Source organism: Mesorhizobium sp. LHD-90, from assembly GCF_030929505.1.
Lineage (GTDB): Bacteria > Pseudomonadota > Alphaproteobacteria > Rhizobiales > Rhizobiaceae > Kumtagia.
In genome coordinates this window covers 204,308-229,783 of record NZ_JAVFVV010000009.1, presented here as the reverse complement: position 1 = coordinate 229,783, position 25,476 = coordinate 204,308, and the positions used below count along the sequence as shown (strand labels likewise).

Here is a 25,476-nt window from a genome sequence, read left to right as displayed (position 1 = left end):
AAACATCCGCCAGCTTCCGCTGCTGGCCGTGCAAGCAGAGAGGGTTCATGCACATCCTGAAAGTAAACACCTACGCACCGGACACGGCGCTCTACCAGGCGTTCGGGCCGGACGTGGTCTTCGACATCCACCGTTCGAGCGCGGAGGCGACCGAACCGCCGTCGCTGGAGCGCTGCCGGGCCGCCGACGCGGTCATCAACTGCGCGGCGACCTTGCAGATCGGCGTTCCCGTCGAGGCGTTCGAGCGCTGCAAGATCGTGGTGCGCGAGGGCGTCGGCTACGACACGCTCGACCTCGCCGGCTGGGGCGCGCGCGGCGTGCCGGTCTGCAACGTGCCCGATTACGGCACGACCGAAGTCGCCGACCATGCGCTCGGTCTGCTGCTGTCGCTGACGCGCGGCACGACCAGCTACCAGGAAGCGGTGCGCGACCGCACCGACGGCTGGCACTATGCCGCGGCGCCCCTGGTGCGCCGCCTGCGCGGCCAGACTTTTGCCGTGCTCGGGCTCGGCCGCATCGGGCTGGCGACGGCGCGCCGCGCCGCCGCCTTCGACATGAAGGTGATCTTCTACGATCCGTACCTGCCGAACGGCGCGGAACTCGCCGTCGGCTACGAGCGCGTGCGCAGCCTCGACGAGGTGATGGCGCGGGCCGACATCTTGTCCGTGCATACGCCGCTGACCGAGGAGACGCGCGGCATGGTCGGCGCGGCCGCGCTCGCCAAAGCCAAGCCGGAACTGATCGTCATCAACACGGCGCGCGGACCGATCGTCGACCTCGACGCGCTGGCGGAGGCGCTGAAGGCCGGCCGCATTGCGGGCGCAGGTCTCGACGTGCTGCCACGCGAGCCGGCCGATCCCGACCATCCGCTGATCAAGGCGTTTCGGGCGCGCGAGCCATGGACCGAGGGCAAGCTGTCGCTCACCCCGCACTCCGCCTTCTACAGCCCTTCGGCGCTGGAAGACATGCAGCGCAAGGCGATCGAGGTCATCGTCACCTATCTGCGCGAAGGCGTGTTGATGAACTGTGTCAACCAGGAGTTCTTGCGGACAAAACCACAGGCGTCCTAGCTGCCAAATCCGGCGTCGAGGTGCCATATTTCGCGCCGCCGGCCAAATTCGGTACCCACAACAGCCGGACGATCTTGCCTTTTCGCGCGTTTCGCTCAAACAGGTGCTGGCAAGCCGCAAGGCTTCACGGAACCAGTAAATGCGCGATTCGAACTCGCTCCTCGAGCTTTTCCCAAAACGCGCCCTCGCGCGCGAAGGCGGACCGCTCTATCGGCAGCTCGCCGATATATTGCGCAGGCCGATCAGCGACGGCGTGCTGGCGGTCGGCGAGGAACTGCCGAAGGAGGCCAGCATCGCCGAACATTTCGGCGTCAGCCTGATTACGGTCCGCCACGCGCTGCGCGATCTCGAGGGCAACGGTCTGATCCGCAAGCGCTCGGCCAAGCCGGCGGTGGTGGCCGCGCGCGAGACCGAGACCGGTCCCGTCTGGCACATGGCGAACTTCACCGACATCGCCGCCTTCGCGCGTGATGCCTCGCTCGACGTGCTCTCCTACCGCCGCGAAACCTCTTCCCTGCTCCAGCACTATCTCGGCGCCCGCAAGGGCGAAGCCGGCTACTGCCTGCGTTCGGTGCTTAAGGCGGGCGACGAGAAGAAAGCCTACGTCACCACCTATTTCCCCGCCGAGATCGGCGAGAGGCTCAGCCGCCGCGATTTCACCGACGTGCTGATCTTCGACACGGTGCAGCGCAAGTTCGGACTGCGGCTGGCGGTAGCGCATATGACCGTGCGCGCCGAGGTGGCGGACGAATCCATGGCCGAGGCGCTCGACGTCGAACCGGGTTCGGCGCTGCTGACGGTCGAGATGCTCTACCAGGCGTCTGACGGCCGCAATGTCGAACTGTCGGTGGCGCGCCACCCCGCCGACCGGTTTTCAATCACCTACGACGCACCGAACGATCGCGGCTGATGCCTTCTGCGCACGCCCGCGCGGATGGCCTGTAAACCCCGCGGGGCTCTCGCTATGGTGTCATGAAGCAGGACACGGCGATGGCGGACAAACCCGACAATGGCGACAGGAAGGCGGGCGAACGGCTCGGCGTGCGCGAGATCGCCAAGCGTGTGGGCGTCGCGCCGATGACGGTGTCGCGTGTGTTGTCCAATCCCGACATGGTCTCGGCCGAGACGCGCTCGAAGGTGATGCAGGCGATCGAGGAAGCCGGCTTCGTGCCCAACCGGCTGGCCTCCTCCATGCGCGGCAACGGCCGCATGATCGGCACGGTCGTCCCGCCGCTGATCAATTCAGGCATCGCCGAACAGGTGCAGGGCATGTCGGACGAGTGCCACGAAGGCGGCTACTCCATGCTGCTGGTGCAGGGCGAATTCACGCAGGATGCCGAGGAAAAGGCGATCCGCACCCTGCTCGGCTGGCGCCCGTCCGGCATGATCCTGCAAAGTTTCGTGCAGAGCGAGACGGCCCGGGCGCTGTTGCTCTCCAGCGGCGCGCCGGTGGTGGAGATTTCGGAGATCAAGGGCCGAAAGCCGCTGGACATGGTGGTCGGCGTCTCCAACTTCGAGACCGCCTATGCGATGACCATGCATCTCGCAGCCAAGGGTTACAAGCGCATCGGTTTCGTCTCGACGCCGATCCATGGCAACGACCGCCTGCAACAGCGCCGCACCGGCTATCACGCCGCGCTCGCCGAACTCGGTTTTGAGAACCACAGCGACATGGAGGTCGAGGTGCCGATCACGGCCCAGGGCGGCGCCGAGGCGCTGATCGCCCTCACCGACCGGCACGCCGACATCGACGCCATCTTCTTTTCCAGCGACACGCTGGCCGTCGGCGCCATCCAGGAATGCCACCGGCGGCGCTGGCCGGTGCCGGAGCGCATCGCCATCGCCGGCTACGGCGACATGGATTTGGCCGCGCAGCTCGTGCCGTCGCTGACTACCGTAAAGGTCAACCGCTACGAGATGGGCCGCCGCGCCGTGCGGCAACTGCTGGCGCGGCTATCCGGCGACGCAAAAGTGCCGACGATCACCAGCCTCGGCTTCGAAATCGTGGATCGGGAGAGTGCATGAGATAGGTGGGGCCCGGTGCTTGCCGTGCGTCCTTCGAGGCTCGCCCGCGAAAGCTACTTTCATTTTTTCAACGTTTTGCGGGCTCGCACCTCAGGATGAGGGAGGTGGTGCCTGCAACGCCAATCGCCAAAGCTGAACAGTTTTCCGAAGTGCTGGCGAGTGTCCGGTGTCTGCCCGCGAGTAGTCGCGCTTCTATCGGTGAGTATTCAATGTCAACAGTGACGGTGAGCGTTGCAGCCACGACCTTCCTCATCCTGAGGTGCGAGCCCGCAAAGCGTTGATAATGTAAATAAAAACTTTCCGCGGGCGAGCCTCGAAGGACGCACCCGACACACCTCACCCCTTCCTCGTCCCCAATCTCTTCTCCCAGCCCTCTGCATGCACGTTGAGATAGGCATGCGGGTCGTAGGGGTGCTCTCTGATGACGTCGAGGTTGAGATCGATGCCCAAGCCCGGCGCGTCGGGCAGCGACAGATGCCCGTTCGACGGATCGACCGTCGGATGCCAGGTCACCAGGTCGCGCGTCCACGGGTCGTTGAAGGCGTCGAAATGTTCCTGGATCAGGAAATTCGGAACCGCCGCGGCCAGTTGCAGGCAGACGGCCGTCGCCACCGGACCGCCGCTCTGGTGCGGCGCGATGTGACTGCCATGGGCGAAGGCCAGGTTCGCGACCTGCATCGACGGCCCGATGCCGCCGAGTGACATCGGCTCCGGCTGGAAAATGTTCACGCCGCCGCCGGCGGCCAGGCTGTAGAACTGGCCGACCGTGTCGTACATCTCGCCGGTCGCCACCGGGATCGGCGAGCGATGCGCCACCGCGTGAACCGTCTCCTGCCGGTCGCGCGAGGTCGGCTCCTCCCACCAGTAGATGTCGAGGTCGGCGAATTTCTGCGCCGCCTGCAAGGCGGCGATCTCGGTGAAACGCGCATGCACGTCGATCAGGATGCGCGTGTCCGCAGGCAGTTTGTCGCGCAGCGTCCGGCATATCTCATAGGAAAGATCCAGCTCTTCCCGCGAGATGAAACCCTGCGCCGTGCCGAACGGGTCGAGCTTGAACGCCTTGAACCCCTTCGCCAGCACGACCTTCGCTGCTTCGAGAAAAGTTTCGGGGGTGCGCTCGGTGCGATACCAGCCATTGGCGTAACCCAGAACCGTGTCGCGCACCTGCCCGCCCAGCAACTGGTGGACCGGCACGCCGAGGTTCTTGCCCAGAATGTCCCAGCAGGCGACCTCGATCGCCGCGATCACCGTGCGGTGGATGTGGCCGCCGTCGAGCGAGACGCTGTCCAGCATGCGCTTCGCCAGCGCGTGGATGCGGCGCGGGTCCTGGCCGATCGCCAGATGTTTCAGTTCATGCACGCCGGCTTCCGTCGTCTTGATGAAGCCGTTGAGCGTGCCCTCGCCGATGCCGTGGATGCCCTTGTCGGTGTGCACCTTAACGAACAGCCAGTTCTTCCAGCCGGCGCCGACGGTAAAGGTTTCGATCTCGGTGATTTTCATATCGAACCCTACAGCAATCCGGTGATGGTCGCGACCATCGCCTCCGTCGTCAGCCCGTAACGCGCCTGCAAAGTCGGCACCGAACCGCATTCGATAAACCGGTCCGGCAGGCCGATCCGCGTCACTTTTCGCGACACACCCGCATCGAACAGCGTCTCGACCACTAGGCTACCTAAACCGCCGACAACGACATGGTTTTCCGCCGTCACCACATGGCCGACGCCGGCCGCGAAGTCCGCGACCGCGTCTGCGTCGAAGGGTTTAATAGTCGGCACATGAAGCACGCCGACCGACACGCCGCGGCCTGCCAACCCCTCGGCGGCGTCGAGCGCGCGCTCGGTCATGAAACCGGTCGAGACTATGCCGACATCCGTGCCCTCGCGCAGCTTTCGCGCCTTGCCGATCTCGAACTTTTGGCCCGGCTCCAGCACCACCGGCACGACGCCGCGCAGCAGGCGCATATAGACCGGACCGGGATGGTCGGCGATCGCCTCGGTCGCGGCCTCGATCTCCACCGCATCGCAGGGATCGATGACCGTGAGGCCGGGGATCATGCGCATCAGCGCCAGATCCTCGATGGCCTGGTGGGTGCCGCCGTAGCCAGTGGTCAGGCCCGGCAGGCCGGCGATGATTTTTACGTTCAGATTCGAATGGGCGAGCGCGATGGCGATGAAATCGAAAGCGCGCCGGCTGGCGAAGACGCCATAGGTCGTGGCGAAAGGCGTCAGCCCGGTGCGCGCCAGGCCGGCCGCGACCGCGACCAGGTTCTGCTCGGCCATACCGACATTGAAGAAGCGTTGCGGGAACGCGTCGCGAAACGGCAGGATGTCCGTGTATTTGCCGAGATCGGCGGTGAGGCCGACGATCTCCGGCCGCGCCGCGCCCAGCCGCGCCAGCGCACGGCCGAACGGCGCCTCGACCGTCGGACGCTCGCGCGCCACCGCCTCGTTCTCGCCCATGGCGAGCGTGCGGCCCGCCTCCATCGGTCTGCCGCTCATGCCGTTCCTCCCTCGCTTTTCTCGAAGGCTGCGATGATGCCGTCCCATTCGGACACGTCGACGCGGAAGAAGTGCGATTTCTCGCTGATCTCGATGCGCGGCACGCCCTTGCCGGGCAGCGTGCGCAGCACGATCGCCTTGGGTTTGCCGTTCTTTTCGCGCGCACCAGCGAGCGCGGCGACGACCGCCTGCATGTCGTTGCCGTCGATCTCGACCGTTTCCCAGCCGAAGGCGCGCCATTTGTCGGCGACCGGCTCCATGTCGAGCACCACCGGACCATCGGCCTGGATGCCGTTGCAGTCGATCAGGGCGACGAGGCGGTCCAGCCGGAAATGGCTGGCCGACATCGCCGCCTCCCAGGTCGAGCCTTCCTGCATCTCGCCGTCCGACAGTTCGACGAAGACACGTGCGTCCGACCGGTGGACGCCGAGGCCGAGCGCCTGGCCGACCCCCTGCCCCAGCCCGTGGCCGAGCGAGCCGCCGATCATTTCGACGCCGGGCGTGGTGTCCAGCGTCGACATCTCCAGCCGGCTGTCGTCGGCGCCATAAGTCGGCAGTTCCTCGACCGGGATGATGCCGGCCTCGGCGAGTGCCGCCCACAGCGCAATGGAATAGTGGCCGGTCGACAGGAGAAAACGGTCGCGGTCGGCCCAGCCGAGGTTTTCGGGATCGTAGCGCAGTTCATGAAAATAGAGCGCCGCCAGCAGATCGGCGATGCCGAGGCCCTGGCCGATGTAACCGGCGCCCTGGCCACGCGCCATGGTCAGCATGTGGCGGCGCAGGTTTGTCGCCTTGCGCCGGAGCACGGCGACATCGGCCTCGCCGGAGGGAGAATTCCGCAGCATTTTTTCGTCAGTCCTTGTCCAGGCCGCCGGACATGTTCAGCCGTTCGGCGGTCATGTAAGCGGGGGCATCGAGCGCCAGCCAGACCACCGCCTCGGCGACTTCCGCGATCTCGGCGCGGCGGCCGAGCGGGATGCGCCGCGTGCGCTCGTCGAGGAAGGCCTGGATGTCGTCGCGGCCGTTGACACGGGCGAGGTCGATCTCGGTCGAGCGCTGCATCTCGGTGTCCATCATGCCGGGCGCAACACTGTTGACCAGCACGCCATAGGGCGCCAGCGCCACGGCGGCGGCGCGGGTGATGGAATCGACGCCGGCCTTGCTGGCGGTGTAGGCCGCATAGTCCGGCAGTGCCATGCGCGAGCCCGGCGAGGTGATGTTGACGATGCGGCCAGAACGCTGGTCGCGCATGACGCGCCCCGCCGCCTTGCAGGCCATGGCGAGCGCGGTGACGTTGAGCGCCAGCGTGCGGGTCCAGGCCTTGTGGGTGGCTTCCAGGAACGGCTCGATCACGCCGTAGCCGGCATTGTTGACGAGGATGTCGATGCCACCCCAGCGGTCGACAACCTTTTGCACCGCCGCTTCCGGCGCGCCTTCCAGCGTGAAATCTCCGACGATTTCTTCCGCCTCGACGCCCTGCTCGCGGACCATGCGCGCCGTTTCAGCGGTACCTACGGCGTTGATGTCGGCGACGGCCACGTTGCAGCCGCGCGCCGCAAGCTGCACCGCCACCTCGCGGCCAAGGCCGCCGGCCGCGCCGGTCACCAGCGCACGGCCGCGCACGCCAAAGTCATTTCCAGTGGACAAGAAAGCGCCCTCCCGGTAGCTTTTTTTATTTCTGATACCGGTACCATATCAACCTGTCAACGATCTGATTTGATGGCATCCGCGGCGATGTGCATCCTGATATGTGCGCGACACCGCAGAGCGTTTTGCTCCCCATCAACCGGTCCGGACGACTAACGATCCCATGCCGCGGGCAGCCGAAATCCCACCCATCGGTCCCGCAACACCAGCGCACGGTAATTTTTCGTCGCCAAAATACATGACGGTAAAGTTATAATAGCATTATACCTTGACTTTCCCGCGACACGCCAGCACGCTTCATCGTCCGCGGGCGCCGCATGGGAGTCGAGACTGATGTGCGTTCGGCCCGGCGAAATTGACTTTGGCTACTGGTACCGGTAACAATACCAAGGCATTGCCTGACAAGGCGGCGCAGTCCGCCGGGGCAAGCGAGGAAACGCAGGAGGAGAACCATGCGATTGAAGAATCTGTGCGCCGGTCTTGTGGCGCTCGCGGCTGCAGCCGCGGCCATCGGCACGGCGCCGGCGGTGGCGCAGGACAAGAAACCCTACGTCATCTACCTCTCGAACAATTTCGTCGGTAACGACTGGCGCCAGCAGATGCAGCGCGTCGCCCAGGTGTCGGTCGACAAGGGTCCGCTGAAGGGCCGGGTGGAGCTGCACATCGAGGTTGCCGAAGGCACCGTGCAGGCGCAGATCAACTCGCTGAACAACATCATCCGCGCCAAGCCGGACGCCATCCTCGTCGATGCCGCTTCCGACTCCGCGCTCAACCCGACCATCAAGAAGGCCTGCGACGCCGGCATCGTCGTCATCAGCTTCGACCAGGTGGTGACGGAACCCTGCGCGCTGACGCTGGCCTCCAACTGGGAGCGCATCCCCGCCGTCATGGCCGAGTGGATGGCCGTGCAACTCGGCGGCAAGGGTAACGTGCTGCTCGACCGCGGCCTGGCCGGCGCGCCGATCTCGGCGCAGTTGCAAGAAGGCTACCAGAAGGTGCTCGCTAACTATCCCGACATCAAGGTGGTCGGCGAATACAATGGCGAATACGCGCTCGGGCCGGAGCAGGCCGGCGTGGCCGCGCTGCTCGCCGCCAATCCGCAGGTCGACGGCATTTTGACCCAGGGCTACGGCTCCGGCGCGATCCAGGCGCTGAAGGATGCGGGCCGGCCGATGGTCCCGGTGGTCGGCTTCTCCTACAATGTCGCGGCGCTGACCTGCGTCGAAAGCGGCGCCAAGTGCATCCTCGGCTCGAACCCGGCCTATCTTTCCTCCGAGGCGATCAAGCTCGCCGTCGAAATCCTCGACACCGGCAAGAAGCCCGAAAAACGCTCGATCGAGATCGAGGGCGACTTCGTCACCACGACGCCGTTCGAGAGCAAGCTGTTCCCCGGCACGAAGATGCAGACCATCGAGGTCGGCAAGAACGCCTTCCCCGACCAGGCGCCGGGCCTGACGCTGCCGATCACGCCGGACTGGGTGGAGATCACCGCCGCGGAAGCAGCCGGGACGAAATAATTCGGTTGTAGACAAAAAACCTCCCGGCACGACAATGCCGGGAGGTTTTTCGCAGCGCCGCATCCGTTCGGGCACAGTCATGGACCTCGTCGTCGCCACCGGTCTCACCAAGCGTTACGGCGGCATCGTCGCGCTGAGCGAGGCCGAGTTCAGTGCCCGTGCCGGCGAAGTGCACGCGCTTCTCGGCGAAAACGGCGCCGGCAAAAGCACCTTCATCCAGATCCTGTCCGGCGCGGCGCGCCACGACGGCGGCTCAATCCTCGTCGACGGCCAGGATTTTCGCCCGGCCAATCCCGACGCCGCGCAGGCGCGCGGCATCGCCGCGGTGTTCCAGGAACTGTCGCTCATCCCCGACCTCAGCGTCGAGCAGAACATCTGGTTCCGCCGCGAGCCGCGCACGTTGATCGGCACGGTCGACCGCACCGCACTGCGGCGCAAGACACTGGAGCTGCTCCATAAATATGACTTTCCAGCGATTCGTCCCGACCGGGAACTGCGCCGCCTGACGCTGGCCGAACGGCAGATCGTCGAGGTCGCGAAAGGCCTCGCCAAGGAGCCGCGCGTGCTGATCCTCGACGAGGCGACGTCCGCCCTGCCCGCGCGCGAGGCCGAGTGGCTGCTGAAGCTGACGCGGCGGCTGGCGGCCGAGGGCCGTCTGGTCATCTTCATCTCGCACCGCATGGCGGAGGTGCGCGCCATCGCCGACCGCCTCACGATTTTCCGCAACGGCCGCACCGTCGCCGCGCACGACGCCGGCGCGGTCTCGGACGGCGAGATCGTCACCCAGATGATCGGCCGCAATCTTGACCGCCTCTATCCGGAGCGCTTGCCAACCGCCACGGACCGCGTCGCGCTCCGCGTCGACGGGCTGTCGAGCGGGCGGCTGTCCGGCGTCGGCTTTTCGCTGCGCGAAGGCGAGGTTCTAGGCGTCGGCGGCCTGCAAGGCCACGGCCAGCGCGAGTTGTTCCAGGCGCTGTTCGGCGCCGCTAAGGCAAGCGGCGGCATCGAACTCTGGGGCAAGCCCGCCTCGATCAGCAATCCGCGCGCCGCGCTCACCGGCCGCGACGGCATCGCGCTGGTGCCGGAAGACCGGCGCGGCCAGGGCCTGCTGCTGACCAAGAGCGTGCGCGAGAATTTGACGCTGGCCGTCATCAAGCGCTTCACCGACAAGGGTTTTCTCAGCGCGCGCAAGGAAGAGGCGCTGGTCAAGGAGATGGTCAACTTCCTGCGCATCAAGACGCAGACGCCCGAGCAACTGGCCGGCACGCTTTCGGGCGGCAACCAGCAGAAGGTGATCTTCGGAAAAATGCTGCTCACCGAGGCGCGCGTGCTGCTGCTGTTCGACCCGACGCGCGGCGTCGACGTCGGCACCAAGGGCGAGATTTTTCAACTGATGCGCGACCTCGCGGCCAAGGGTTATGCGATCCTGTTTCACTCCAGCGACATGCCGGAATTGGTTCATGTCGCCGACCGCGTCATGGTCATGCGCAACGGCCGCATCGCAGCCACGCTGGAAGGCGAGCGCATCTCCGAGGAAGGCATTTTGGGCGCTGCCATGCTCGAGAGCGAGGCGGCGTGATGGTGCTCGCCGAGAAAGCGCCCCCGCACGGCGGCACCCACGGTTCGACCAGGGACTGGCGTGGCTGGGCGCTTGACCGCGCGCCGTTCCTCGTCGCGTGCCTGATGCTTCTGGTCATCGTCGGCGTCTACGGCTCCTACCAGACCGGCGTGTTCACACTCGACGAACTCAACCTCGACACGTCAGCCGCCATGACGCTGATGCTGGCCGCCACCGGCCAGACCATCGTGCTTTTGCGCGGCGGCATCGATCTTTCCATCGGCGGCATGATCAGCCTCGGCACGGTGATCGCGGCGACGCGCTTCACCGACGACCCGGCCACCGTGCTGTTCTGGTCGCTGTTCGTGCTGGCGCTGGGCGCGGCCATCGGCGCGCTGAACGGACTGCTGATCTCGGTGCTAAAACTGCAGCCCTTCCTGGTCACGCTGGCGACCTGGTCAATCCTCAACGGCACGGCGATGATCATCCTGCCGACCGATGGCGGCAGCGTGCCGGGCTGGTGGCTTGGTTTCGGCTATTTGACCCTGTTCGGCCTTTCCAGCCCGGTCTGGATGCTGCTTGCGCTCCTCCTGTTCTGGTGGTGGTTCCGCTGGACACGCCTCGGCATCACCATCCAGGCGACCGGCTCAAACGAGAAATCGGCTTTTCTCTCCGGCGTCTCGATCACCCGCGTCAACGTCTTGACCTACGGCCTCTCCGGCCTGTTCGCGGCTGGAGCCGCGCTCTACCTCACCACCCAGACCGGTGCCGGCTCGCCCACCATCGGCAAGGATTATATCCTGCCCTCGGTCGCTGCGGCCGTCATCGGCGGCGTCAGCCTGTTCGGCGGGCGCGGGCACCTGGCCGGCACGCTGGTCGGCGCCTTCATCCTCACGCTCATCGGCAACCTCGTGTTCGTGCTGAAAATCTCCAGCTACTGGCAGCCGGTGGCCTCCGGCGTCATCCTGCTGCTTTCGGTGCTGGCAAGCTCGCTTGCTGAAAAAGCGGCGCGTGGGAGGTCGGCATGAACGCGTTTCTCGCGCGCAACCGGCTGATCCTGCTCGCCTATGCCGGCATGGTGCTGCTGCTCGTCGTCACCGCGCTGTTCTCGCCGGGTTTCCTGTCGGCCTCCAACATGCGCTCGACGGTGGTGCTCGCCGCCTTCGTCGGCATCGTCGCGCTCGGCCAGACTTTTGTCATCGTCGGTGGCGGCATCGACCTGTCGGTGCCGTGGGTGCTGAATTCGGCGGCGATCATCATGGCACTGCTCTGCGCCGGCCAGGATCTTCCACTGATCTGGGTGGCGCCGCTGGTGCTGGCCGGTGGCGCCACCATCGGCCTGATCAACGGCCTCGGCGTGGCGCAGTTCGGCGTGCCGCCGATCATCATGACGCTCGCCACCAACGTCATCCTGCAAGGTCTGATCCTGGTCGTCACCGGCGGCTCGCCCAGCCCCGCCGCGCCCTCCGTCATCAAATTCCTGTCCGTGGGCAGGATCGGAGGGATACCAGTCATCGCCCTGATCTGGCTGGCGCTGACGCTGATCGCCACGCTGCTGCTTTCCAAGGCGGCGTTCGGCCGCCACCTCTACGCGCTCGGCACCAGCGCCACCGTCGCCGAATTCTCAGGCGTGCCGACGGCGCGCACCACCGTGCTCACCTATGTCATTTCCGGCACCACGGCGGCGCTCGCCGGCATGCTGCTCACCGGCTATTCGGGCGTCGCCTATCTCGGCATGGGCGACGCCTACCTGTTCACCTCCATCGCCGCGGTGGCGATCGGCGGCGCGTCGATCCTGGGCGGCAGCGGCCACTATCTCGGCACGGTGGCCGGCGCCATGGTGCTGACCATCCTGACCGGGCTGCTGCCGGCGCTCAACCTGTCTAGCGGCGCGCTGCTGGTCGTCTACGGCGCGGTCATCCTGATCACCGTTTCGCTCGGCAGCGAGGCTTTCGCCGGCCTCGCCAGCACGCTGCGCAGATCCACACGCAAGACCTGAGAGGCTGAACCATGGTCGAGATCACCTGCGTCGTCGACGCCAAAGCCGAACTCGGCGAAGGCACGCTGTGGGACCCGAAGGCCGGCGTGCTGTGGTGGATCGACATCTGGAGCAGGCACATCCACCGCTACGATCCGGCGACGGGCAAGAACGACACATTCGAGGCGCCAAATTATCTCGGCTGCCTCGGCCTGCGCGAGAAGGGCGGGCTGGTGCTCACCATGGCCAATGGCTTTCACTTCTTCGACCCCGAGACCGGCGCCTTCGAGGCGATCACTGATCCGGAAGCCGCCATGCCGGACACCCGCTTCAACGACGGCAAGCCCGACCGGCAGGGCCGCTTCTGGTCGGGCTCGATGTTCGAGGTGCCGGGCCGCAAGGTCGAGTTCGTCGGCTCGCTCTACCGCATGGACCCCGACCTCTCGGTGCATAAAATGATCGAGGGCGTCGGCTGCTCGAACGGACTGGCGTTCAGCCCCGACAGCAAGACCATGTACTTTTCCGACAGCCATTCCGGTCGCGTAGATGCCTACGATTTCGACGCCGCCACCGGCGACATCGAGAACCGCCGCACCTTCATTGACATGACGGTCACCGGCGGCGTGGCCGACGGCGCGACGGTCGACGCCGAGGGCTGCTATTGGGTCACCATCCCGGTCACAGCCAAGGTCTGCCGCTACGATCCCGACGGCAGACTGATGCAGACCGTCGTGCTGCCGACCGACCTGCCGACCTGCTGCGAGTTCGGTGGAAAGGACCTCGACGTGCTCTACGTCACGACAGCCGTGCTGAAACGGCCCGCCGAACACTTCGCCGGTCAGAAGAATCCCGGCGGCCTGTTCGCGCTCGATGTCGGCGTGAAGGGACTGACGTTGCCGGCATTCAAGGGGTGAGGTTGTCAGCTTCCTCGTAAGACGGCGGAGCCGGACCTGTCCGGCCCGGCTCCAGCCAGCGGGAAAGACCTACTTCTGCAGCACTTCCGAAACAAACTGCTGGATGAAATAACCCTTGTAAGCGCCGGGCAGCCACGGCCGGCCGTTCTTCTGGCGCTGGTCTTCCGGGATCAGCGCATTCTCGCCCGAAACGTCGACGCGCGCGAGATAGCTGCCGATGGTGGCGTTGAGTTTTTTCTGCACCTCGGGCTCGATGAGATAGGCGATGAACAGCATCGCCGCCGCCTTATGTTTTGCGTTGGCGGGAATGCCGAGGCTGTCGCCGCCGCCCGGCATGCCGAGCGCCGGCACGTAGAGTTTTGCGCGCTTGAACAACGTGCCCTTGGACAGCGAGACCGCGGTGTCGTCGTCCCAGGCGGCGGCCATCAGCACCTCGCCCTGGTTCACGCGGTCGATGGAATCGTTGTTCGACGCGGTAATGGTGAACTTGTCTTCGTTGGCGTTGAACCACTCCCAGACCTTGCCCCAGTCGGCGACCTTCTCCTCCTTCATCTCGGTGTCGCTGGCATATTTATCCTGGTCGCCCAAAATGTTGACAATCGCCGCCTGCACGAAAGCCTGGCCGGAGCCGCCCTTTGACGGATCGTTGAAAGCGAACTGCGCGGGGTTAGCGTCCAGCCAGGCGGTGAATTCGGCCCAGGTCTGCGGCGGGGCCGGCACTTTTTCCGGGTCGTAAACGAAGCCCGTCTGGTTGCGGTAGACCGGGACGAGATAGCCGTTGGTCGCGTAGCCTTCCTGCTCCTTGGAAAGGGCCGGATCGAGCTTGTCCGAGCCGGGGATAACGCCGACTAGCGGCCCGTAGAGCGCCTTGGCATCGAGCAGCGATTTCAATTCGACGCCGCCGATCAGCAGCGCGTCGATGCTGCCCTCCGCGCTCGGCGCTTCCGACACCACCTTGCCGATGGTGGCGGTGCGGTCGCCGGTGACGACGTCGACCTTGATGCCGTATTTGGCCTCGAAATCCTTGGCGGCGGTGCGCCAGAATTCCTCGCCCCACCAGGCGTAGAAGGTGGCCTGTCCCTCCGCCTTGGCCGCCTCGACAACCTTGTCCCATGGCATTTTCAGCAGATCGTCCGCGGCGGAAGCCGGCTGGTAAGCGCCCAAAAGACCGGCGAGCCCCATGATCGCGGATAGGAATACACGTCTGGTCGTCATGACATTCGTCTCCCTGGTTGCGGTCGGCGCCTCGGCGCGTCCCGATGTCAAAGTTTTCCGAAAGCCGACGAGAGATATTCCGTCTTCAAATAGCGTTCGGCGATGAGAAGAAGCGCGATGCTGGGCACCATCAGCACGATGGACACCACGGCGGCGTTGGTGCGCACAAAATGGTAGCCGAGATAGTCGAACAGCACCGTCGGTATGGTCTGGAAGGTCGGCGTGCCGATCACGAAGGTGAGGTTGAATTCCTCCAGGCTGGTGATGAAGGTGAACACCGACCCAGCCATCAGGCCGGGCAGCACCATCGGCACCAGTATGTGGCGCACCAGTTCCAGCCGACCGGCGCCAAGATTTCGCGCCGCATCGATCACGTCCTGCGGGATCGCCTCGAAGGCTGTGGCCAGGATCCGCAGCATATAGGGCATCGACAGCAGCGTGTGGCCGAGCACGAGCCCGAGAAAGGTCTGCGCCAGCCCGAAAGCATAGAAGGTGCGGCTCAGGAACATGGCGATCACCATGGCCGGCAGCACGATCGGCAGCAGGATCAGCAGCCGCAGGGCCTCCTTGCCGCGAAACGACAGCCGGCCGATCGCATAGGCGGTCGGCAGCGACAGTATGAAGGACAGGATGGTGACCACTGGCGCCAGGACAAAACTGGTGACGATCGCCTTGCCGATCTCGGAGAAAGTGAAGACATATTCCCACTGCGCCAGCGAGAAACTCGGCGGCAGCACGGCCGGCGGCGACCACGGGTCGTCCGGGTTCACCAGCGACCACATCACCGCCATAAACAGCGGCACCGCCGTCCAGACCAGCAGCAGTGCCACGCTCAGGCCGACGAGGAACCCCTTCAGGCCGATCCTCCGGCGTATATGCGGCGGCGGGATTGCGAGAGCCATGTCGGTCATTGGCCGATCTCGGCGACGGCGCGGGCGGCGCGCGCATAGATGGCGACGAACAGCAGCGAGGCGAAGGTGATGACCACGCCGATGCAGGCGGCCGAGCCCCATTGCTGCAGCGTGAAGGCTTCCGTGTACATCAATACCGACAGCGACGAGGGATAGACCGGGCCGGCCACCTTGGTGATCGCGTAGTCGCCGAAGGTCAGGATGAACACCAGCACCACGGCGATCAGGATGCCCGGCGCCGACAGCGGCAGGATGATGTGGCGTATCACCCGCCAGGGGCTGGCGCCGAGATTGCGGGCCGCGTCCTCGATGTCGGTCTGGATCGATTCCAGCGTCGCCGCCAGGATCAGCAACTGGAACGGCAGATTCTTCCAGATCTGGATGATGAGCACGTTCCAGCCGAACTTGTCGTTCAGCATGCGCAACGGGCGGTCGATGATGCCGAGGCCGAGCAGCGTGCTGTTGAGAATACCGTGGAAGGCCAGAACGTTGAGGATCAGGAAGGCCGCGACGAGCGCCGGCACGAACAGCGGTATCTTTATGATCGAGCCGATCAACTGCGTGCCGTAGCGGCGACGGCGCAGGAACAGCGCCAGCGGATAGGAAAAGACCAGCGTGCCGAAGGCGCTGCCGACGCCGACCTTCAGCGAGAACAGGAAGGAATCGACGAAGGTGCGGTCGGCCAGCGAAAACCAATGCTCGAAGGTCAGTTTCGATTCGCCGACCAGCGAATAGAGCCCGACGCTCTGCAGCACGGTCATGGCGATAGCGGCCGCGAGAAACAGGAAGATAAAGCCGGCACCCGGCAGGATCAGCAGGAGAAGCGTGAGCCGATCGGTCCGCATGGCGCTCACGCGACCACCCGGATGCGGTCCGAGGGAACCGCGAAATCGAGCAGGTCGCCCTCGCGCCCCCTAAAGCCGGTATCGACCTGAGCGCGCAACTGCTGCCCGGCAACGTCGAGCACGAGTTCGGTGAAGCTGCCGCAGAAGACCACGCCACGCACCCTGGCGCCAACGATGTTGGCTTCCGCGCCGGGGGCGGCGACGCGCATGTCTTCCGGGCGCCAGCTTATCTTCACCGGGCCGCTGCCGAGTTTCCGTTCCGGCCCCACCGAAAACCGGCCGATCGGCGTGGTCACGAGATGGTCCCCCGCCGCCGTTCCGGAGACGATGTTGGCCGCGCCGAGAAAATCGGCGACAAAGCTGGTCAGCGGCTGCCGGTAAAGCGCTTCCGGCGCGCCCACCTGCTCGATGCGGCCCTTGTTCATCACCACGACGCGGTCGGAAATCGCCAGCGCCTCGACCTGGTCGTGGGTGACATAGAGTGTTGTGACGCCCAGCCTTTTCTGCAATTCGCGGATTTCCAGCCGCACTTTTTCGCGCAGTTTTGCGTCGAGGTTGGACAGCGGTTCGTCAAAGAGAAGGATGTCAGGCTGGGTGACGATGGCGCGCGCCAGCGCCACCCGCTGCTGCTGGCCACCGGAAAGCTGTCCGGGACGGCGCGCCTCGAGACCGCGCAGGCTGACCGTGTCGATCGCCTCGCCGATGCGCCGCATCTGCTCAGCCGCCGGAATTTTGCGCATTTTCAGGCCGAAGGCGATGTTCTCGGCGACCGTCATATGCGGGAACAGCGCGTAACTCTGGAACACCATGGCGGTGTTGCGCCGGTGCGGCGGCACGTCGTTCATGCGCCTCTCGCCAAACAATATGTCGCCGCTGTCGGGCGCCATGAAACCCGCGACCATGCGCAGCGTCGTCGTCTTGCCGCAGCCCGACGGCCCCAGCAGCGTCACCAGTTCGCCCTTGGCTATGTCGAGATCGACGCCGTCCACGGCGGTGAACCCGCCATAGTGGCGGACCACGTTGCGAAGGCGAAGGCCGCTCACGGCTGGAAAACCGGCCTTGCCGGGATGCAAAAACGAGCAAGGGCAGACACCTTGCCCGCCACGGCCGTCGCCGCAGCCACGCCATCATGCCGCATGCAAAAGTCCTCAGAGAGTGGAGGATCGCCCTCGATCTATTTTGGACTTACCACATACAATGTTGACCTTGCAACATTTGTGACAGGCGTATCAGGCGGGTCGCCAGCCGCTGCACGCGTCACTCCCGCGAAAACACTCCCCCCTCGCCCAAGTGCATGTTGGTCATCGTCCGCTCCGCCGAGGTCAGCCGCCAGTTCAGCATTTTTTGCGCATATTTCAGCATCACGGATGCATAGGCGGTATCGGTCGCCAGATTTTTCGTCTCGTGCGTATCGGCCTCGAGGTCGAACAGCAGCGGCGGCAAGGCCGCGAAATGTATGTATTTGAACCGCTTGTCGCGAACCACCGCGTAGCAGCACTGGTCCGAATTGATGCCGAGCATGGTTTCCGGCCGCTGCAGCCGCACGTCGCGAAAATCCTGCTCGAAATAGACCGCATCGCGCCAGTCCGTCGGCTCCTCGCCGCGCAGGAACGGCATCAGCGAAGCGCCATCACAGGTGCGCGGAACCTTGAGACCGATCCAGTCGAGCACGGTCGGCATGATGTCGATCGCCTGCGTCAGTGCCTCTACCTGGGTGCCCCGCGTGACATCCGCCGCGGGGCGCGGATCGCGGATGACCAGCGGCAGGTGGAACGACTGGTCGAAATAAATCTCCTTGCCCCAGACGAAATGCTCGCCCAGCATCTCGGCGTGGTCGCTGGTAACGATGATCAGCGTGCGGTCGTACTGCCCGGTCGCCTTCAAATGCGCGACGATGCGGCCGAGATGGAAGTCGACCTCGTTGACCAGCCCGTAATAGGTCGCCCGCATCTGGCGGATTTCCAGTTCGTCGGTGGTCACGATGTTGAGCGGCGTATGCTCGTCATAGGCGCCGACGCGGTTCAGCCGGCTGATCTCGTAGGCCAGCATCGGATGCTGCGCCGCTTCCGCCTCGTGGGTCGCGGCCCGATGCGGGAATTCCACCTCGGCCGGATGCACTGCATCATTGTAGGGCACAGGGGCGATCAGCGGCGGATGCGGCCGAAAGAACACGAAATGCGCAAACCAGGGTTTCTGCTCGCGCACCAGCAGCCATTTCAGGAACTCGTCGGTGAGATAGGCGGTCTCGCTTTCCTCCGCCGGAAACTCCGTCGGGATGTAACGAAACCCGCGATCCGCCGGCTTTTCAAAACCCTTCTTTGGACGAAACACGTCGTCGCGGCCGTTGGGGAAATCGTAGCCGTTCTTGATCAACTCGGCGACCCAGTCGCCCATGTCCTCGGGCAGGTGCAGCGGCGCGCGGAATCCTGGCAGCACACCCTCGTCATAGGCGGTCAGCGCCGGATCGTTCGGGTGTTTTCCGCGCGGATCGACCGAGTTGTCGGTGTAGCCGAACAGCGACGGGTCGTAGCCCGCCTTGCGCGCCTCCAGCGCGATGTTGGTGTGGCGGGCATCCAGCGGCGTGCCGTTTTTGCCCGACCGATGGTTCATCAGGTAGAGGCCGGTCAGTAGGCTGGTGCGCGACGGGCCGCAGGGCGTGCATTGGCCGAAATGGTTGCGGAACAGCACACCCTCGCGCGCCAGCGCGTCGAGGTTCGGCGTTTTGACGTTCGGATGCCCGAGCGCGGAGATGCAGTCTGCCCGCCACTGGTCGGCGCAGATCAGAAGAATGTTCGGCTTTTCGCTCATGTCGTCCCTTGTTCTTCCCGGCCGCCGCGCCATCGCCTGGACCGCGCCGCGCAATGGTGCCCTGCCCTCATGTCAGGCATGATGCAACGGCCTAATGTCCACAATCAAATTGCGCTGATTGCGCCCTCCAGCCTGCCGGCATTCGCCGCGAGGTCGAGGAACGTATAGCGGTTGCGGATTTCGCGGCACCTCAGCAACGCGCCGTCGTAGAATTTGCGCGGAAGATGGATCGCTTCCGGCGTCAGGTCGGCGCCCGCCGCCTTCAGCACACCCGTCAGATAAGACGATTTCAGCAACACGCCGGCGATACGTTCGCGCATGTCGTGCCAACGCTCGGCGAGCCGCGCGTTCAGCGCTTCCGCCTTGCGGGTGTCGATGCGTTTTCCCTGGAATTCGGCCCAGCACGAGGCCCCGAGCTCGTCACCATAGCGTGCCTTGAAACCAGCCTCGGTCTCGGTGTCCGGCCAGATCACCGGCGTCTCGTCAAGCATGCGCTCCTGCAGGCGCACCATCGACAGCGTCGTCACCCCGACCTGCTCGCCATGGTAGATCAGCGGGCGGTTCCCGTCGGCGAACATGTCGATATAGTGGCTGATCAGGTGCTCGCCCTGCGAGGCCGGCTGGCTGTTGCCGACGATCGCCGTACCAAAACCGGCCAGCACCAGCGTATTCACCAGCCGCTCCATGACCTCAAGATCACCCGCCATAAGTGCTGCGGCATTGTCGAACAGCGGACCCTCGTCATCCTCCAGCAATTCATAAGGCAGTTCGCGGAACGGCAGGCCGTGCAGCAGGTGCGCCAGCAGCCAGTCGGCTTCCGCCGTGGTGCGGCACAGGCTGTCGCCCAGCCCGGCGCGGATCAGCCGGGCGGGCGCCGCCGACAGCACGGCGAGATCGAAGAACGCCCCGGCCGGCGCCTGCGCCGGCAGCGACATCTTGTGCCCGTGCTGGGTGATCGCCGCGTTGACCGATGTGTAGCCGTTCATCGACGGCGCGGTGGCAAACACCGCATAGGGTTTTCGATCCTGCGCGCTGGCATATTTGCACACGTCGTTGATGGTGCCGGAGCCAACCGCGACGATCGCATCGGCGCCCGCCGTCTCGCGCCGGATCTTTTCGGCGCTCGCGTCGTCCGGATAGGGCGGCTCGGGAAAGACTATGCTCTGCACCGCGTGCCGGCCGTCGAGCGCCTGTTCCACCCGTTTGCCGAGAACGGCGTGCGTCGTGCGGTCGCTGACCACGGCGACCTTTTTTCCGAAGCCAAGCGCCGCGACAAGGTCGCCTTCCATGCCGGCCAGCGACGGTTTGATCACCAGCGACTTCGTCGCCACGCCTATCGCCTTTCCGGTATCACGGTCGACATAGGTTCCCGCGAGCAGCCGCTCGATCTTCTTTGCCCCGTCCATGATGGTCCCCGCCCCTCAGCAGCAGCTTGGCATGATGCGGCGTGCCCCGTCGTCGCCCTGCCCGTAACTCTTGAATCGCTCCGCCACCCGCGCGATTTCCTCGTCGGGCAACACGTAGGGCACGCCGACCTGCAAGGCGTGCCAGTATTGGCAGGCGAGCGCCTCGATCTCGACGGCCAGCCAGGCGGCCCGTTTCAGGTTGGGCCCGACCGCGACCATGCCGTGATTGGCGAGAAGGCAGGCAAACCGGTCCTGAAGCGCACCGAGGATCAGGTCGGCAAGCTCCTGCGTGCCCCAGGTCACGTAGGGCACGCAAGGCACGGTCGGCCCGCCGGCCACGGCCATCATGTAATGCACCGCCGGGATTTCGCGCCGCAGCATCGACAGCGAGGTGCAATAGCGCGAATGCAGGTGGATGACGGCGCCTACCTCCGGCTTTTTCTCCATGATGTCGCGGTGAAAGCGCCATTCGGTCGACGGCTTGCGCACGCCGTCATGCGAGGCGTCGATGTGCATGGTGACGATGTCTTCCGGCACCATCTCCGGATAGGGCACGCCGGAGGGCGTGATCAGAAATCCCTCCGCGACACGCACGCTGATATTGCCCGCCGTGCCCTGGTTGATGCCGCGGTCGACCATGAAGTTGCAGACCGAAATCATCTCCTGGCGAATTTCCAGATGTCTCATTGTCAGGCTGTCTCCGGTAGCCGATTTCGGCGGAAAGGCGGGGCGGGTTCGACGGCGTCCGCCTCGCACCTGACGGACGCCATCCTCAACGAGTGGGTACTACCACACAATATGTTGAACTTACAACATTTCATTGCGCGAAGGTTTGACATTTTTGAACATTTTCAAGCTTCCAAAAGTCGGTCAGCCGGCACCGAGACGCGGCGGCGAGGCGGACGTTGCAGCGTTCCGCCGATCGTCATGACCTCCGACAGGTTCGGCCCTCACCGCCACCCCTTGGAGCGGGCCAGCGCCTCGGCGAAGCGGTCGCGCAGGGCGGTGGTCGCGCCGGCCTCCACTTCCGGATGAGCCGTCGCCTGCAAACCGGAAACGGTCAAGGGCTCGGACGGATCGCGCTTGCTCGCAATCGCCTGGGCGAGATGCGCGGCACCCAGAGCAGTCACCTCCGCCTCGCCCCGCCCGATCAGCGGCCGCTGGCAAATGTCGGCGAGGAATTGCATGAAGTAGCCTGAGCGTGTCAGCCCGCCGTCGACCGAGATCGCTGTACCGGCGGCAAAGCCCAGAGTATCGACGACCTCGGCGATCCGAAAGGCCACGCCTTCCAGCACCGCCTTGATCATGTCCTCTCGGCTGGTGGCGGTGTCCATGCCGATGAACAGCCCGGCCGCGCTCCTGTCCCAGTGCGGACAGGCGAGGCCCGCCAGCGCCGGCACGAAAAACACCTGGCGGCTCGCCGCGCTTGGCCCCGACAGCGCGTCGATCTCGCCAAGGCCGCCGAGCAGACCGATCCGCATCAGCCATTCGACGGCTGCCGCCGCCGTATAGACGCCACCGTCCGCCGCATAGGCGCGGCCATTCGCGGTCGGCCATGCGGCCGTCGGGACGATGCCCTCGCCCAGCCCGGCAGGCCGCTCGAAGCCGGTGAGCATCAGCGCGAAGGCGCCGGTGCCGATCGTGACCTTGCCGTCGCCGGGAGACCGGCAGCCATGACCATAGAGCGCCGCGACCTGGTCGACGACGGAGGCGAGCAGCGGCAGCGGCCCGGACGGCGTCGCGACAGTGCCGATCGGCTCCTCCCCCGAGACGATCTCCGGCAGCAATTCCATGGGAACGCCGAACAGATCGCAAAGCGCCCGGTCCCAGGCGCATGTGCCGAGATTCATCAGCGACGTGCGCGAGGCGGTGGTGACGTCGGTGACGTAGCGCCCCGTCAGCCGCTCGATAAAAAAACTGTCGGACGTGCCGAGGCCCAGCCGGCCGCGCCGCGCCAGTTCGGAGGCGCCGTCGACATGATCGAGCATCCAGCGCAGCTTGCTGGCCGAAAAATACGGATCGAGCGGCAGGCCGCTCAGCGCGCGCACCGCTTCGGCCTTGCCGTCCGCCGCCAGAGATTCGATCCTGGCCGCGGTGCGCTGGTCCTGCCAGACGATGGCATTGGCCAGCGGCGCACCGCCGGCGCGATCCCAGGCAACCACGGTCTCGCCCTGGTTGGCGAGCGCAATGCCTTGCGCACCCCTCGCCGCGCCTTCTTCGATCAGAGTGCGTACATTCTCCAGCAGTTCGGTCGCGTCATGCTCCACCCAGCCGGGACACGGCAGGATTTGGCGGTGCCGGACAGCGCCGACGATCTCCTCCTCGCCTCCTTCGGCGACAAGCAGCCCTTTGGTCGACGTCGTTCCCTGGTCGACGGAGACGATTTTCATGGCTGCGCCTCGAAGCCCATGCGGAGTTCGCCGACCTTTTCGAGATCTGGAAATTTTGGATCGAGCACGATCCGACGTTCCGGCATGATTTTCATCGTAACCGATCGCCAAACGATCATGCCATCGGCGGAAAGCGTGAAGCGGCCGCGCGCCGCCGCCTTCACCCGCACCGCCAGCCGTAGCGGGCCAAGCGCCGGCCCCGGCACGGTCAGGCAGGATGGCGTCGAAAAGGCAACCAATCCATCGGTCCGGATCGGCACGCGCCGTTCCCCGAGCGGCGCGCCGCCAGAATGATCGTCGGCGATGGCCTGTCCCGCCAGCGCCCCCTCGCGCGCCGACCAGGCAGCGGTCTCGACCGGTCGCAGTACATTGCCGGCGGCATAAAACCCGGGTTCGGCGAGCCGCCAGAACTGGTCGACGGCCGGTCCGCGCGTGCCGGCGTCACGCAGATCCGGCCGGCGGCCGAGCAACGAGGCTTCGGGCGTAAAACATCCGGTGAAGATAACGGCGTCACAGGCTACATCCTCGCTCCGGCCGGATGCGTCGTCGATCGTGACGGACGCCATCCGCCCGGCATCGTGGGGCGTCGCGTTGATGCGAATGACATGCGAACGGTAACGGATGGGCGTACCGAGCACGGCGCGGGCGAACAGGTCGGCGGGCCGCCGCGCGACGATGCGCTCGCCCGGTTCGATCATGGCAACCGCCCTGACGCCGGCTTCGCGCAGGCTGAGCAGCGCTGAGAACGAGACAAGCTCCGTGCCGACGATCAGCGGCCGGCGAAACGGCAGGCCTTTACCCTCGGAAAGGACGCGCTGGAGTGCGCCGGTGGTCAAGATGTTGCGCGGGCGGTCGCCGGAAACCAGCCGGGCGGCGCGCGGCGTCTCGCGGATGCCGGTCGCCAGCAGCAGGCTTTTCGGCCGCAGGACGATTTCGCCGCGTTCGCTGGACAGCGTCGTTTCCAGGCCCGGCCCCAGCGCGGTCACCGTGGTCGCGTTGGAGATCATGGCGGGGTCGACCATCGACCGCAGTCTTGCGGCATAGGCCGGGCCGGACATCGGCCTGTAGAAATCCGCCAGCCCGAAGGTCGGATGCGGACAGAAGCGCGGAATGCCGCCGGCCTCGGTCTCGCGGTCGACCACCAGGATATTGTCGATGCCGAGGCGCGCGAGTTCACGTGCGGCCGAGAGGCCGGCAGGTCCGGCGCCAACGACCAGGACTTCCGGTTCGCGGTTCATGCCGCGACGTCGGCCGCGGCCGTATCGAGCAGATGCGGCGCCAGCCGGGCGAGCGCGCCGCTGCATCCAAAACCCTGGCAGCGCCCCATGGCGATGCGGGTGCGGCGCTTCAGCCCGCCCAGCGTGCCCGCAGGTGCCAGACCGGCAAGTGCGGCCTCGACCTCGCGCTCCGTCACCCATTCGCAATGGCAGACGATGGGGGAGCGATCCGGCTGGCGATAAGGCCGTGGCAGGGCTTCGGAGATCGCCGGCATTTTCGGCCAGTCGAGATCGTCGTCCGACGGCGCTTCGCGTGTCTCGCCGAGCACGTCGGAGCCCTGGCCGGCAACCCACTCGCCAATGCCGAGCGACGCCGAAAGCCCGGTCGAACGGATGCCGCCCACCGTGATCCAGCCATTCTCGGCATCGACCTTGAGCACGTAGTCGCGATGCTCGGTGGCTGGCCGCAAGGCGGCGAACGTCGCGGTTATGGTCTGCCCGGCGAGGTCGGGCAGCATCGCCTCGCCTTCCGCGATGATGCGCCTCAGAACCGCCTCCTCGCAGGCCGCATGGATGCGGTCGTCCTGGTCCTCGGCGGTCGGTCCGAGCAGCAGATTGCCGAAGACAGTGCGGGTGAGCAGCACGCCCTTGGTGCGCTCGGTCGGCACGCGCAGGATGATGGCATTAACGAGATCGTGGGCAGGCTTGTCGTAAACCACGAACTGGCCTTTTCGCGGCTTGATGGTGAAGCCCGGCAGACGGCCGGCCAGAAGCTCAATGTAGTCGCCAAAGAGACCTGCGGCGTTGACCACCAGCCGCGCCGCGACTTCGCCCCTAGCTGTTTCGACGCGCCATACGCCCTGCTTGCGCGAAAGGCCCGTCACCTGTGCGCCGGTCAAAAGCTCGGCGCCATGCATCATCGCCTGCCTTATGTAGCCCAGCGGCGCGCTCCACGGATCGATGATCGCTTCCTCCGGCACATCGACCGCGCCAAGCGCCTTAAGCGACAGAAAAGGCTCCCGCCGACGCAACGCCGCCTGGCCGACCACCGAAGCGGCGACGCCATTCGCATCCGCGTGGGCGGCGATCCCGTCGAGCCTTGCCAGTTGCTCCTCATCCCAGGCGACGACCAGCGCCGCCGTCTCTACCAGCGGCAGGTTCATGCGCCAGTGGATCCGCCGATAGGTCGCACAGCCCGCCTTGATGAGTTTCAGTTCCGCGCTGCCCGCCGGCTCGTCGAAACCGGTATGCAGTAGCGCGCTGTTGCCCTTGCTGGCGCCTTCCAGAATATCGCCGCCCTTCTCCAGAACGATCGCCTTCCAGCCGCGAATCGCGAAAGAACGCGCTATGGCGCAGCCGACGACACCGGCGCCGACGATGGCGACGTCGTAAGCGGTCTTACCGGTGTTCGCGTGGGCGGCGGGAGGAACGGAAGCGGCTTGGGAAGGCATGGGAAAATACGCGCTGCGTTTGACCG

Annotated in this window: 22 protein-coding genes; 8 read left to right on the top strand and 14 right to left on the bottom strand. The window is 65.6% G+C overall.

Features of this window, described 5'->3' with window-relative positions; genetic code table 11:
* Positions 1–47: 47 nt before the first annotated feature.
* The 3 genes from RB623_RS14955 to RB623_RS14945 all read left to right on the top strand — a co-directional run bounded on the left by RB623_RS14955 (position 48) and on the right by RB623_RS14945 (position 3,095).
* Positions 48–1,070 (top strand): C-terminal binding protein, encoded by a 1,023-nt coding sequence (locus RB623_RS14955; RefSeq protein WP_308057662.1) that lies wholly within the window; start codon positions 48–50, stop codon positions 1,068–1,070.
* Positions 1,071–1,209: 139 nt separating this feature from the next.
* The gene (locus tag RB623_RS14950) at positions 1,210–1,980 is read left to right on the top strand and encodes a GntR family transcriptional regulator (RefSeq protein WP_308057661.1); all 771 of its coding nucleotides are present in this window, start codon (positions 1,210–1,212) and stop codon (positions 1,978–1,980) included.
* A gap of 80 nt (positions 1,981–2,060) precedes the next feature.
* A complete protein-coding gene (locus RB623_RS14945; RefSeq protein ID WP_308057660.1) occupies positions 2,061–3,095 on the top strand; it encodes a LacI family DNA-binding transcriptional regulator in 1,035 nt (344 codons plus the stop codon).
* Between the two features lie 336 nt (positions 3,096–3,431).
* Here the strand turns inward: RB623_RS14945 and RB623_RS14940 are convergent, their stop codons facing one another.
* The 4 genes from RB623_RS14940 to RB623_RS14925 are packed head-to-tail and all read right to left on the bottom strand — an operon-like array spanning position 3,432 to position 7,240.
* Positions 3,432–4,595 (bottom strand): mandelate racemase/muconate lactonizing enzyme family protein, encoded by a 1,164-nt coding sequence (locus RB623_RS14940; RefSeq protein ID WP_308057659.1) that lies wholly within the window; start codon positions 4,593–4,595, stop codon positions 3,432–3,434.
* Between the two features lie 8 nt (positions 4,596–4,603).
* Positions 4,604–5,593 (bottom strand): transketolase C-terminal domain-containing protein, encoded by a 990-nt coding sequence (locus tag RB623_RS14935; protein WP_308057658.1) that lies wholly within the window; start codon positions 5,591–5,593, stop codon positions 4,604–4,606.
* Positions 5,590–6,438, bottom strand: a complete 849-nt coding sequence (locus RB623_RS14930) for a transketolase (protein ID WP_308057657.1) — start codon at positions 6,436–6,438, stop codon at positions 5,590–5,592. Before RB623_RS14930 ends, RB623_RS14935 begins: the two co-directional genes overlap by 4 nt.
* A gap of 7 nt (positions 6,439–6,445) precedes the next feature.
* Entirely contained in the window at positions 6,446–7,240 is a 795-nt protein-coding gene (locus RB623_RS14925; protein ID WP_308057656.1) for an SDR family oxidoreductase, read from the bottom strand.
* Positions 7,241–7,692: 452 nt separating this feature from the next.
* On the opposite strand from RB623_RS14925, the gene RB623_RS14920 reads away from it, so the two are divergent.
* The 5 genes from RB623_RS14920 to RB623_RS14900 all read left to right on the top strand — a co-directional run bounded on the left by RB623_RS14920 (position 7,693) and on the right by RB623_RS14900 (position 13,207).
* Complete coding sequence (locus RB623_RS14920; protein WP_308057655.1) at positions 7,693–8,757, top strand: substrate-binding domain-containing protein; 1,065 nt, start codon at positions 7,693–7,695, stop codon at positions 8,755–8,757.
* A 79-nt stretch (positions 8,758–8,836) separates the two neighbouring features.
* Positions 8,837–10,336, top strand: coding sequence for a sugar ABC transporter ATP-binding protein (locus tag RB623_RS14915; RefSeq protein WP_308057654.1), 1,500 nt, complete (start codon positions 8,837–8,839; stop codon positions 10,334–10,336).
* Positions 10,336–11,343 carry an ABC transporter permease gene (locus tag RB623_RS14910; protein WP_308057653.1) on the top strand — a complete coding sequence of 336 codons (1,008 nt, stop codon included), beginning with the start codon at positions 10,336–10,338 and terminating at the stop codon, positions 11,341–11,343. The genes RB623_RS14915 and RB623_RS14910 overlap by 1 nt, the downstream gene beginning before the upstream one ends.
* On the top strand, positions 11,340–12,314 hold the full coding sequence (locus RB623_RS14905; RefSeq protein WP_308057652.1) for an ABC transporter permease: 975 nt from the start codon (positions 11,340–11,342) through the stop codon (positions 12,312–12,314). Before RB623_RS14910 ends, RB623_RS14905 begins: the two co-directional genes overlap by 4 nt.
* 11 nt (positions 12,315–12,325) lie before the next feature.
* Complete coding sequence (locus RB623_RS14900) at positions 12,326–13,207, top strand: SMP-30/gluconolactonase/LRE family protein (protein WP_308057651.1); 882 nt, start codon at positions 12,326–12,328, stop codon at positions 13,205–13,207.
* A gap of 69 nt (positions 13,208–13,276) precedes the next feature.
* Here the strand turns inward: RB623_RS14900 and RB623_RS14895 are convergent, their stop codons facing one another.
* From RB623_RS14895 to RB623_RS14850, 10 genes are all read right to left on the bottom strand, one after another.
* A complete protein-coding gene (locus RB623_RS14895) occupies positions 13,277–14,422 on the bottom strand; it encodes an extracellular solute-binding protein (RefSeq protein WP_308057650.1) in 1,146 nt (381 codons plus the stop codon).
* Positions 14,423–14,469: 47 nt separating this feature from the next.
* Complete coding sequence (locus tag RB623_RS14890) at positions 14,470–15,333, bottom strand: ABC transporter permease subunit (protein ID WP_308057649.1); 864 nt, start codon at positions 15,331–15,333, stop codon at positions 14,470–14,472.
* Positions 15,330–16,178, bottom strand: a complete 849-nt coding sequence (locus tag RB623_RS14885; protein ID WP_308057733.1) for an ABC transporter permease — start codon at positions 16,176–16,178, stop codon at positions 15,330–15,332. The genes RB623_RS14890 and RB623_RS14885 overlap by 4 nt, the downstream gene beginning before the upstream one ends.
* A gap of 5 nt (positions 16,179–16,183) precedes the next feature.
* Positions 16,184–17,221, bottom strand: a complete 1,038-nt coding sequence (locus RB623_RS14880; RefSeq protein ID WP_308057648.1) for an ABC transporter ATP-binding protein — start codon at positions 17,219–17,221, stop codon at positions 16,184–16,186.
* A gap of 214 nt (positions 17,222–17,435) precedes the next feature.
* The gene (locus tag RB623_RS14875) at positions 17,436–18,986 is read right to left on the bottom strand and encodes an alkaline phosphatase family protein (protein ID WP_308057647.1); all 1,551 of its coding nucleotides are present in this window, start codon (positions 18,984–18,986) and stop codon (positions 17,436–17,438) included.
* Positions 18,987–19,090: 104 nt separating this feature from the next.
* A complete protein-coding gene (locus RB623_RS14870; protein ID WP_308057646.1) occupies positions 19,091–20,392 on the bottom strand; it encodes an iron-containing alcohol dehydrogenase in 1,302 nt (433 codons plus the stop codon).
* 15 nt (positions 20,393–20,407) lie between these two features.
* Positions 20,408–21,079 carry a class II aldolase/adducin family protein gene (locus RB623_RS14865; RefSeq protein ID WP_308057645.1) on the bottom strand — a complete coding sequence of 224 codons (672 nt, stop codon included), beginning with the start codon at positions 21,077–21,079 and terminating at the stop codon, positions 20,408–20,410.
* A gap of 263 nt (positions 21,080–21,342) precedes the next feature.
* Positions 21,343–22,782 carry an FGGY family carbohydrate kinase gene (locus RB623_RS14860; protein WP_308057644.1) on the bottom strand — a complete coding sequence of 480 codons (1,440 nt, stop codon included), beginning with the start codon at positions 22,780–22,782 and terminating at the stop codon, positions 21,343–21,345.
* Positions 22,779–24,020 carry an FAD-dependent oxidoreductase gene (locus RB623_RS14855; RefSeq protein WP_308057643.1) on the bottom strand — a complete coding sequence of 414 codons (1,242 nt, stop codon included), beginning with the start codon at positions 24,018–24,020 and terminating at the stop codon, positions 22,779–22,781. Before RB623_RS14855 ends, RB623_RS14860 begins: the two co-directional genes overlap by 4 nt.
* Complete coding sequence (locus RB623_RS14850; RefSeq protein WP_308057642.1) at positions 24,017–25,450, bottom strand: NAD(P)/FAD-dependent oxidoreductase; 1,434 nt, start codon at positions 25,448–25,450, stop codon at positions 24,017–24,019. The genes RB623_RS14855 and RB623_RS14850 overlap by 4 nt, the downstream gene beginning before the upstream one ends.
* Positions 25,451–25,476: the final 26 nt, after the last annotated feature.

Excerpts from the sequence above, each read along its gene's own strand:
- RB623_RS14955 (WP_308057662.1), top strand. The coding sequence starts at position 48 with ATGCACATCCTGAAAGTAAACACCTACGCACCGGACACGGCGCTCTAC.
- RB623_RS14950 (WP_308057661.1), top strand. The coding sequence starts at position 1,210 with ATGCGCGATTCGAACTCGCTCCTCGAGCTTTTCCCAAAACGCGCCCTC.
- RB623_RS14945 (WP_308057660.1), top strand. The coding sequence starts at position 2,061 with ATGGCGGACAAACCCGACAATGGCGACAGGAAGGCGGGCGAACGGCTC.
- RB623_RS14940 (WP_308057659.1), bottom strand. The coding sequence starts at position 4,595 with ATGAAAATCACCGAGATCGAAACCTTTACCGTCGGCGCCGGCTGGAAG.
- RB623_RS14935 (WP_308057658.1), bottom strand. The coding sequence starts at position 5,593 with ATGAGCGGCAGACCGATGGAGGCGGGCCGCACGCTCGCCATGGGCGAG.
- RB623_RS14930 (WP_308057657.1), bottom strand. The coding sequence starts at position 6,438 with ATGCTGCGGAATTCTCCCTCCGGCGAGGCCGATGTCGCCGTGCTCCGG.
- RB623_RS14920 (WP_308057655.1), top strand. The coding sequence starts at position 7,693 with ATGCGATTGAAGAATCTGTGCGCCGGTCTTGTGGCGCTCGCGGCTGCA.
- RB623_RS14915 (WP_308057654.1), top strand. The coding sequence starts at position 8,837 with ATGGACCTCGTCGTCGCCACCGGTCTCACCAAGCGTTACGGCGGCATC.
- RB623_RS14910 (WP_308057653.1), top strand. The coding sequence starts at position 10,336 with ATGGTGCTCGCCGAGAAAGCGCCCCCGCACGGCGGCACCCACGGTTCG.
- RB623_RS14905 (WP_308057652.1), top strand. The coding sequence starts at position 11,340 with ATGAACGCGTTTCTCGCGCGCAACCGGCTGATCCTGCTCGCCTATGCC.
- RB623_RS14900 (WP_308057651.1), top strand. The coding sequence starts at position 12,326 with ATGGTCGAGATCACCTGCGTCGTCGACGCCAAAGCCGAACTCGGCGAA.
- RB623_RS14895 (WP_308057650.1), bottom strand. The coding sequence starts at position 14,422 with ATGACGACCAGACGTGTATTCCTATCCGCGATCATGGGGCTCGCCGGT.
- RB623_RS14890 (WP_308057649.1), bottom strand. The coding sequence starts at position 15,333 with ATGACCGACATGGCTCTCGCAATCCCGCCGCCGCATATACGCCGGAGG.
- RB623_RS14885 (WP_308057733.1), bottom strand. The coding sequence starts at position 16,178 with ATGCGGACCGATCGGCTCACGCTTCTCCTGCTGATCCTGCCGGGTGCC.
- RB623_RS14875 (WP_308057647.1), bottom strand. The coding sequence starts at position 18,986 with ATGAGCGAAAAGCCGAACATTCTTCTGATCTGCGCCGACCAGTGGCGG.
- RB623_RS14870 (WP_308057646.1), bottom strand. The coding sequence starts at position 20,392 with ATGGACGGGGCAAAGAAGATCGAGCGGCTGCTCGCGGGAACCTATGTC.
- RB623_RS14865 (WP_308057645.1), bottom strand. The coding sequence starts at position 21,079 with ATGAGACATCTGGAAATTCGCCAGGAGATGATTTCGGTCTGCAACTTC.
- RB623_RS14860 (WP_308057644.1), bottom strand. The coding sequence starts at position 22,782 with ATGAAAATCGTCTCCGTCGACCAGGGAACGACGTCGACCAAAGGGCTG.
- RB623_RS14855 (WP_308057643.1), bottom strand. The coding sequence starts at position 24,020 with ATGAACCGCGAACCGGAAGTCCTGGTCGTTGGCGCCGGACCTGCCGGC.
- RB623_RS14850 (WP_308057642.1), bottom strand. The coding sequence starts at position 25,450 with ATGCCTTCCCAAGCCGCTTCCGTTCCTCCCGCCGCCCACGCGAACACC.